Here is an 8,383-nt window from a genome sequence, read left to right on the forward strand (position 1 = left end):
AACCGTCATATTCTGGACGTTCTCGCGCAGCCTGTATTGTGGCAAGCCCTGTGGACTTCGCTGCGTATTGCGCTGGCGGCAGGCCTGCTGTGCGTCATTCTCACCATGATGCTGTTGTGGAGCAGCCGCGAGCTGCGGGCACGGCAGCAAGTTTTAGCCGGTCAGGCGCTGGAACTGAGTGGCATGCTGATCCTCGCAATGCCGGGCATCGTGCTGGCAACCGGGTTCTTCCTGCTGCTCAATAACAGTATTGGACTGCCGGACTCTGCCGACGGCATTGTGATTTTTACCAATGCACTAATGGCCATCCCTTATGCGCTAAAAGTGCTGGAAAACCCGATGCGTGACGTAACGGCGCGCTACAGCATGTTGTGCCAGTCTTTAGGCATTGAAGGATGGTCGCGGTTGAAAGTGGTTGAGCTGCGTGCGTTGAAACGCCCGCTGGCGCAAGCTATGGCCTTCGCCTGCGTCCTGTCGATTGGCGATTTTGGCGTGGTAGCCCTGTTTGGCAACGAGGACTTCCGCACGTTACCGTTTTACCTCTATCAGCAGATTGGCTCCTATCGCAGTCAGGATGGTGCAGTCACCGCATTATTGCTGCTGATCCTGTGCTTTACGCTGTTTACTGTTATTGAGAAATTACCGGGTCGACATGTTAAAACTGATTGATATCACATGGCTGTATCACCATTTACCCATGCGCTTTACGCTGTCGGTCGCGCGCGGTGAACAGATCGCCGTGCTGGGACCCAGCGGCGCCGGGAAAAGTACGCTATTAAACCTGATTGCCGGTTTTCTGGCACCAGCCAGCGGCACAATGATGATTGGTGGTGAGGATCATACCCGCACGCCGCCTTCTCGCCGCCCTGTCTCCATGCTGTTTCAGGAAAACAACCTGTTCAGCCACCTGAGTGTGCAACAGAATATCGCCCTCGGCCTTAACCCTGGGTTGAAACTGAACGCGCAGCAGCAGGAGAAAATGCGCCACATTGCTCAACAAATGGGACTCGACATGTTGCTGGAAAGGCTTCCTGGCGAGCTTTCCGGCGGGCAACGCCAGCGTGTAGCCCTGGCGCGCTGCCTGGTGCGAGAACAGCCCGTGTTGCTGCTTGATGAACCGTTCTCCGCACTCGACCCCGCCCTGCGTCAGGAAATGCTCACACTGGTGGCCGACGTGTGTCGTGAAAAGCAGCTGACGCTGCTGATGGTGTCCCACAGCGTAGAAGACGCCGCGCGCATTGCGCCACGTTCAATCGTAGTCGCCGACGGGCGCATTGCGTGGCAAGGTAAAACAGATGAGCTGTTGAGCGGTCACGCCAGCGCCTCGGCGCTGTTGGGTATCAAAGCCGGATGATAGATTGCGAGATTTTGTAGGCCGGATAAGCATCAGCGCCATCCGGCAAAAGCATCGTCAGTAGCCCACCACTTTGCGCAGGATATCGATATACACCGGCATCAGCGGATGGCGGATCAGTGCGACCAGCGCCACCACGCCGATCCCGAGAACAAGCGGCGCCAGATACAGCAGTCGACCTCGCGGCAAATAAACGGTTAAGCGATCAACAGCCGCTTTGCCGCTACGCCATAGCCGCCAGCACAGCCATCCCCCGACCCACAGCAATAGCGCGGTCGTCAGCAATAGCCATTTGAAATCGCCGCTCTGTACATCTGAGGGAATATCAATTGCCGCGCCCGCCAGGATACCCGGCAGAAAATAAAACGGCGGCCACAGTACGCAGCCAATGATATTAGGCACAATAAATTTGGCGACAGGCAGATCAAGCATCCCCGCCACCATTGGCACCAGCGGACGCGTCGGACCAACAAAACGACCTACCAGAATAGTAAACATGCTGTGCTGATGAAGCGCATGTTCAGTTTTATCCAGTAACGCCTTGTTCTTTTTCATAAAAGACCAGCGATGCAGCGGCTTTTTAAAACGCCAGCCCAGCCAGAAGGAGATCCAGTCACCCATCAGGCAGCCGACAATGCCCGCAAGCCAGGCATGCCAGAAGTTCAGTTCACCGCTACCAATCAGCGCACCCAGTCCGGCCATCAGCACGGTACCGGGTAAAATTAAGCCCACCAGCGCCAGCGACTCCAGAAAAGCCACCAGCAGTACGGCTATCAAAGAGTATACGGCGGACTGGAGAATAAAATGTTCCAGCAATGCTTGCATAATGTGTCCGTCAGATTTACGAAGCAAGGATTCTGATAACCCTTCTCAACTTCGTCAAGCCATCATTCGTATGAATAGTTTGCGAGATATGACAACTTTTCGGACACATCATTCACTTTTTATTCACAGCCAGCGCGAAACTCGCTCGGGCTGGCGCCGGTACATTTTTTGAAAACGCGGGAGAAATAGAGCTGATCGTCAAACCCGACGTTGCGCCCGACGGTGGCGATCGGCATGCGCGTGGTGCTCAACAGGAGCTTCGCCTGGCTGATTCGCTGATCCTCACGCCAGCTGAGTACGCTGATGCCGAGCTGCTGGCGGAACAGGTGCGACAAACGAGACGGCGACAGGCAGACATGCTGCGCGACGCTGGCAATATCAAAATTGCTGTCCGCCAGGTGATCGCTGATGTACTGACAGGCATCACGCACGCGGTTATCCATGGGGGGATGCAGCGATTCATTAATTGCTTCCATACGTCTGAGCAGCAGTTGTTCCAGCAAATTGATCGCCAACAGCTCAGAGTAACGACCCTCCCGTTGCCCGGCGCTGATTATCTGGCCGAACAGTTCGTTGAAGTGTGGCTGATGCGCTTCATCCGGGCGGAAAAAACCAGTCTGTGCAAAAATCGCCGGCCAGGTAAGCCACTCCTGCCAGTAGGCGCGAGGTCGAAAGTAGACCCACTGGTGGTACCATTCACTGGCATCGGGATGGCGGCCGTAATGGTGAACTTCACCCGGCGGAAACAGCAAAATATCGCCCGGTCGGCAAACAAACTGCTTACCTTGATTGTTGATGACCCCTTCCCCGCGAATGGTCAGGTTCAGGATATAGCCCTTCATTCCCAGCGGTCTGTCGATAAAAAAATCCAGGTACCCGTTCGCCTCAATAGGGGTTAATCCCGCCACTAAATGCGCGTTAAACGAGTAGCCCGGCAACAGGGGATCGTTTTGCGGTTCAGCCATAATTTCAATACTCCCGGTGTTCTGATAAGAAACAAATCGTCCATATTATGCAAGATATCGTCACCGTCGCCCCTGTAGACCGTTATGGTTTCAGTGATGGACCATCAACCCCGCATGCGAAAAGCATTTTGTAAAAAACATGTCCTGCACCAACGATAAAAACGGCTAACAAAAGTGTCTATAACTACGGCAGAAATGTCCACATTGAATATTTGCACGGCGTCACACTTTGTGATGCCACAGCATTTTAGTCCATAAGATTAGCGGATCCTGCCTGACGGTTTTTACCCCCATTATCTACTGTTTATCCATACCCGTATTTTTGGATGGAGTAAGACGATGGCGATTGCAATTGGCCTCGATTTTGGAAGTGATTCAGTACGCGCTTTGGCGGTGGAATGTGCCACCGGCGAGGAGATTGCCACCAGCGTAGAGTGGTACCCACGTTGGCAGGAAGGGCAATATTGCGATGGCCCAAACAACCAGTTTCGCCATCACCCGCGTGACTACATTGAATCCATGGAAGCCGCACTGAAAACGGTCCTCGGCGAACTGAGCGCAGAACAGCGTGCGGCAGTGGTCGGGATTGGCGTTGACAGCACCGGTTCAACCCCTGCGCCTATTGATGCCAACGGCAACGTCCTCGCACTCAGAGAAGAGTTCGCCGAGAACCCGAACGCGATGTTCGTCCTGTGGAAAGACCACACGTCAGTCGAAGAAGCCGAAGAAATCACCCGCCTGTGCCATACGCCGGGCAAGGTCGATTATTCGCGCTATATCGGCGGCATTTATTCCAGTGAATGGTTCTGGGCGAAAATCCTGCACGTTACCCGCCAGGACAACGCAGTCGCGCAAGCTGCCGTGTCCTGGATTGAGCTGTGCGACTGGATCCCCGCCCTGCTCTCTGACACCACGCGCCCACAGGATATTCGTCGCGGACGCTGCAGCGCCGGTCACAAATCCCTGTGGCATGAAAGCTGGGGTGGCCTGCCGCCAGCCAGTTTCTTTGATGAACTCGACCCCCTCATCAACCAACATCTGCAATACCCGATGTTTACCGATACTTTCACCGCAGACCTGCCAGTAGGCACGCTCTGTGCGGAATGGGCGCAGCGCCTGGGTCTGCCGGAAAGCGTGGTCATTTCCGGCGGTGCATTCGACTGCCATATGGGCGCAGTCGGCGCGGGCGCACAGCCAAACACGTTGGTGAAAGTCATTGGCACCTCGACCTGCGACATTCTGATTGCCGACAAAGCCAGCGTCGGCGAGCGCGCAGTGAAAGGCATATGCGGCCAGGTTGATGGCAGCGTGGTGCCGCACTTTATTGGCCTGGAAGCCGGTCAATCCGCCTTCGGCGATATCTATGCCTGGTTTAGCCGCGTGCTGAGCTGGCCGCTGGAGCAGCTTGCTGCGCAGCACCCGGAACTCAAAACGCAGATTAAAGCCAGCCAAAAACAGCTGCTGCCTGCGCTAACCGAAGCATGGGCAAAAAATCCGTCGCTGGATCATCTGCCGGTAGTACTCGACTGGTTCAACGGGCGTCGTACACCCAATGCCAACCAACGTCTGAAAGGGGTCATTACCGACCTTAACCTCGCGACCGACGCACCAGCGCTGTTTGGTGGATTGATTGCCGCAACGGCGTTTGGTGCACGCGCCATTATGGAATGCTTTACCGAACAAGGCATCGCAGTGAATAACGTGATGGCGCTCGGCGGCATCGCACGTAAAAACCCGGTCATCATGCAGGCCTGTTGTGACGTCCTTAATCGTCCGCTGCAGATTGTCGCCTCAGACCAGTGCTGCGCGCTTGGTGCGGCAATTTTTGCCGCCGTTGCCGCAAACGTGCATGCCGATATCCCCGCCGCCCAGCAAAAAATGGCGAGTGCCGTGGAAAACACACTGCACCCTCGTCCTGAGCAGGCTCAACGTTTTGAACAACTGTATCGCCGCTACCAGCAGTGGGCGGTAAGCGCCGAACAACAATACCTTCCGACTGCCGCACCGGCGCACAAAGCCCCGGTAGATCTGGCAACCCTGACACATTGAGGACACGACAATGACGATTTTTGATAACTATGAAGTGTGGTTTGTGATTGGTAGCCAGCACCTGTATGGCCCAGAAACCCTGCGTCAGGTAACCCAGCACGCCGAGCACGTTGTTAACGCACTGAATACTGAAGCTAAACTGCCCTGCAAACTGGTGTTAAAACCGCTGGGAACATCGCCTGACGAAATCACGTCTATTTGCCGCGATGCCAACTATGACGATCGTTGTGCGGGCCTGGTGGTCTGGCTGCATACCTTCTCACCGGCCAAAATGTGGATCAACGGCCTGACCATTCTCAACAAACCGCTGATGCAGTTCCATACCCAGTTCAACGCCGCCCTGCCGTGGGACAGCATTGATATGGACTTTATGAACCTGAACCAAACTGCACACGGCGGCCGTGAGTTTGGCTTCATCGGCGCGCGCATGCGCCAGCAGCATGCCGTGGTCACCGGTCACTGGCAGGATAAGCAAGCGCACGAGCGTATCGGTTCCTGGATGCGCCAGGCCGTGTCCAAACAGGATACCCGCCATCTGAAAGTATGCCGTTTTGGCGACAACATGCGTGAAGTTGCAGTCACTGACGGCGATAAAGTAGCTGCTCAGATCAAATTTGGTTTCTCGGTGAACACCTGGGCCGTGGGCGATCTGGTACAGGTAGTGAACGCGATTAGCGATGGTGAGATCAACGCGCTGATCGACGAATATGAAAGCACCTACACCATGACGGCAGCAACGCAAATCCACGGTGACAAGCGTCAGAACGTGCTGGAAGCTGCCCGTATTGAACTGGGCATGAAGCGTTTCCTCGAACAGGGTGGATTCAATGCCTTTACCACCACGTTTGAAGATTTGCACGGCCTGAAACAACTTCCGGGTCTGGCCGTACAGCGTCTGATGCAGCAGGGCTACGGCTTTGCAGGCGAAGGGGACTGGAAAACTGCCGCGCTGCTTCGCATCATGAAGGTGATGTCAACCGGTCTGCAAGGCGGCACTTCATTTATGGAGGATTACACCTACCACTTCGAGAAGGGCAACGATCTGGTGCTCGGCTCGCACATGCTGGAAGTGTGCCCGTCGATTGCCGTAGAAGAAAAACCGATCCTCGACGTGCAGCACCTGGGCATTGGCGGTAAAGACGACCCTGCTCGTCTGATCTTCAACACCAAAACCGGCCCGGCCGTGGTTGCCAGCCTGATCGATCTCGGCGATCGCTATCGTCTGCTGGTCAACTGCATTGATACAGTACAAACCCCGCACGACCTGCCGAAACTGCCGGTGGCGAACGCGCTGTGGAAAGCCCAGCCGGATCTGCCTACCGCGTCTGAAGCCTGGATCCTGGCCGGTGGCGCACACCACACCGTCTTCAGCCATGCGCTGGATCTGAATGACATGCGTCAGTTCGCTGAAATGCACGATATCGAGATCGCGGTGATCGACAACGATACCCGCCTGCCGGCCTTTAAGGACGCGCTGCGCTGGAACGAAGTGTACTACGGGTTCAAACGTTAATTATCGAAACGGATTGCCCGGTGGCATTTCATTTACCGGCCTACAAATCACCGTAGGCCGGATAAGCGTAACGCCATCCAGCATTCAGGAGTTAACATGCTAGAAGATCTTAAACGTCAGGTCCTGGAAGCGAATCTGGCGCTGCCAAAGCACAACCTGGTGACCCTCACCTGGGGGAATGTCAGCGCCGTCGACCGTGAACATGGCGTGTTCGTGATCAAACCTTCCGGTGTTGATTACAGCGTAATGACCGCGGACGATATGGTAGTGGTCAGTATTGCCACCGGTGAAGTGGTGGAGGGGCAGAAAAAACCGTCTTCCGATACGCCCACTCACCGTCTGCTGTATCAGGCTTTCCCGAGCATTGGCGGTATTGTCCACACCCATTCACGTCACGCGACGATCTGGGCACAGGCGGGTCAGCCGATTCCAGCCACAGGAACGACCCACGCAGACTATTTCTACGGCGCTATTCCCTGCACGCGAAAAATGACCGATGCAGAAATTAACGGTGAATACGAGTGGGAAACCGGGAATGTGATCGTTGAATCCTTTGAAAAACAAGGTATTGATGCGGCACAAATGCCAGGCGTACTGGTACATTCTCACGGCCCGTTTGCATGGGGTAAAAACGCCGAAGATGCCGTTCATAACGCGATTGTGCTGGAAGAGGTTGCCTATATGGGGATCTTCTGCCGCCAGCTCGCACCGCAGCTACCGGATATGCAGCAAACGCTGCTGGACAAGCATTATCTGCGTAAGCACGGTGCTAAAGCCTACTACGGACAATAATCTTCTTTTATAAGCGCGTAGATAAACTACGCGCTCCAGTATCATTATTCGCTGAAGTATTCAGCAAAGGAAGCTTGATATACGCAATCATTTGAGCAGAGATAGTCAATTACAGTATCACAATGCCCATTATCTTGATCGCCCTCCACACAATGGAAAAAGACATAATCTGAAATTGTAGTCTGCCACTTCTGACCATTCACCACGTAATTAATAACCGTATCACGATGACCGTTACTTTTATCACTACCCTGCCAATGGAAAAAAGCATTGCCATCATCAATAACTTCAGCATTCCACAGTTGACCGTTCCATGTTTTATATAAAATAAATTTACTCACGGTCTTTACAGCAGGGTTAGCCAGCAATGTATTAACAAACATATAGTTACTGTACTTGACGCTAAGTTGCTGTTTAGAGAAAATATTCATAAAGACTCCATTCTCATATTAATTACATGAAATATAATAAACATTTGAAGTATCCCAGTTAGCACTAGAAATAAAATTATATTAAAATAAAAATCAAATAACACAGAGAGATAACCCGACGAAATCGAACTGAAATCCGTTTTTATTCAACAATAAAATCTCAGTTAAATATATTATATTTAACCTGTTAGCCCGAACACTTCGAATAAAATTCTTACACCAACCTGTAATAAACACAAATAGAAAAAACATAATTTTCCAATTCCGAGAAATAAGTTGCATAATTAAATAAGCACAATTCCTAAAAATCGACAAAAATCCGGAAATGGACTTGAATTCAACTCGCAATATATAAATCAGATAAGTAATAAAAAATTAAAAAAGTAAGCCTACGAATAAAATAATTCATCCACCCAAATCTTCGGTAATGCTGCCAACTTACTGATTTAGTGTA

Annotated in this window: 8 protein-coding genes; 5 read left to right on the forward strand and 3 right to left on the reverse strand. The window is 52.7% G+C overall.

From position 1 onward, the window contains the following. Nucleotides 1-669: ABC transporter permease subunit (locus FDX01_RS23710; protein ID WP_249360934.1), on the forward strand; the 669-nt coding region annotated here is incomplete at its 5' end. After that, nucleotides 653-1,354: a thiamine ABC transporter ATP-binding protein ThiQ gene (gene thiQ / locus FDX01_RS10165; RefSeq protein WP_135912598.1), complete on the forward strand. Its 702-nt coding sequence runs from the start codon at nucleotides 653-655 to the stop codon at nucleotides 1,352-1,354. The genes FDX01_RS23710 and thiQ, both read left to right, overlap by 17 nt. 57 nt (nucleotides 1,355-1,411) lie before the next feature. On the opposite strand, the gene FDX01_RS10170 is transcribed toward thiQ, so the two are convergent. Both FDX01_RS10170 and araC read right to left on the reverse strand, forming a co-directional pair. Beyond that, nucleotides 1,412-2,179: a DedA family protein gene (locus tag FDX01_RS10170; protein ID WP_137399719.1), complete on the reverse strand. Its 768-nt coding sequence runs from the start codon at nucleotides 2,177-2,179 to the stop codon at nucleotides 1,412-1,414. A gap of 119 nt (nucleotides 2,180-2,298) precedes the next feature. Further along, nucleotides 2,299-3,144: an arabinose operon transcriptional regulator AraC gene (gene araC, locus FDX01_RS10175; protein WP_117342325.1), complete on the reverse strand. Its 846-nt coding sequence runs from the start codon at nucleotides 3,142-3,144 to the stop codon at nucleotides 2,299-2,301. Nucleotides 3,145-3,483: 339 nt separating this feature from the next. Between araC and araB the strand changes: the two genes are divergently transcribed. From araB to araD, 3 genes are all read left to right on the forward strand, one after another. Beyond that, a complete protein-coding gene (araB, locus tag FDX01_RS10180; RefSeq protein ID WP_115259475.1) occupies nucleotides 3,484-5,193 on the forward strand; it encodes a ribulokinase in 1,710 nt (569 codons plus the stop codon). 10 nt (nucleotides 5,194-5,203) lie between these two features. Then, complete coding sequence (araA, locus tag FDX01_RS10185; RefSeq protein WP_115259476.1) at nucleotides 5,204-6,706, forward strand: L-arabinose isomerase; 1,503 nt, start codon at nucleotides 5,204-5,206, stop codon at nucleotides 6,704-6,706. Between the two features lie 96 nt (nucleotides 6,707-6,802). After that, nucleotides 6,803-7,498, forward strand: coding sequence for an L-ribulose-5-phosphate 4-epimerase (gene araD, locus FDX01_RS10190; RefSeq protein WP_135912600.1), 696 nt, complete (start codon nucleotides 6,803-6,805; stop codon nucleotides 7,496-7,498). A gap of 44 nt (nucleotides 7,499-7,542) precedes the next feature. Here araD and FDX01_RS10195 read toward each other — a convergent pair whose 3' ends face one another. Beyond that, on the reverse strand, nucleotides 7,543-7,929 hold the full coding sequence (locus FDX01_RS10195) for a DUF4751 family protein (RefSeq protein ID WP_115259478.1): 387 nt from the start codon (nucleotides 7,927-7,929) through the stop codon (nucleotides 7,543-7,545). Between the last annotated feature and the right edge of the window lie 454 nt (nucleotides 7,930-8,383).

Source organism: Citrobacter sp. wls613, from assembly GCF_005281195.1.
Lineage (GTDB): Bacteria > Pseudomonadota > Gammaproteobacteria > Enterobacterales > Enterobacteriaceae > Citrobacter > Citrobacter gillenii.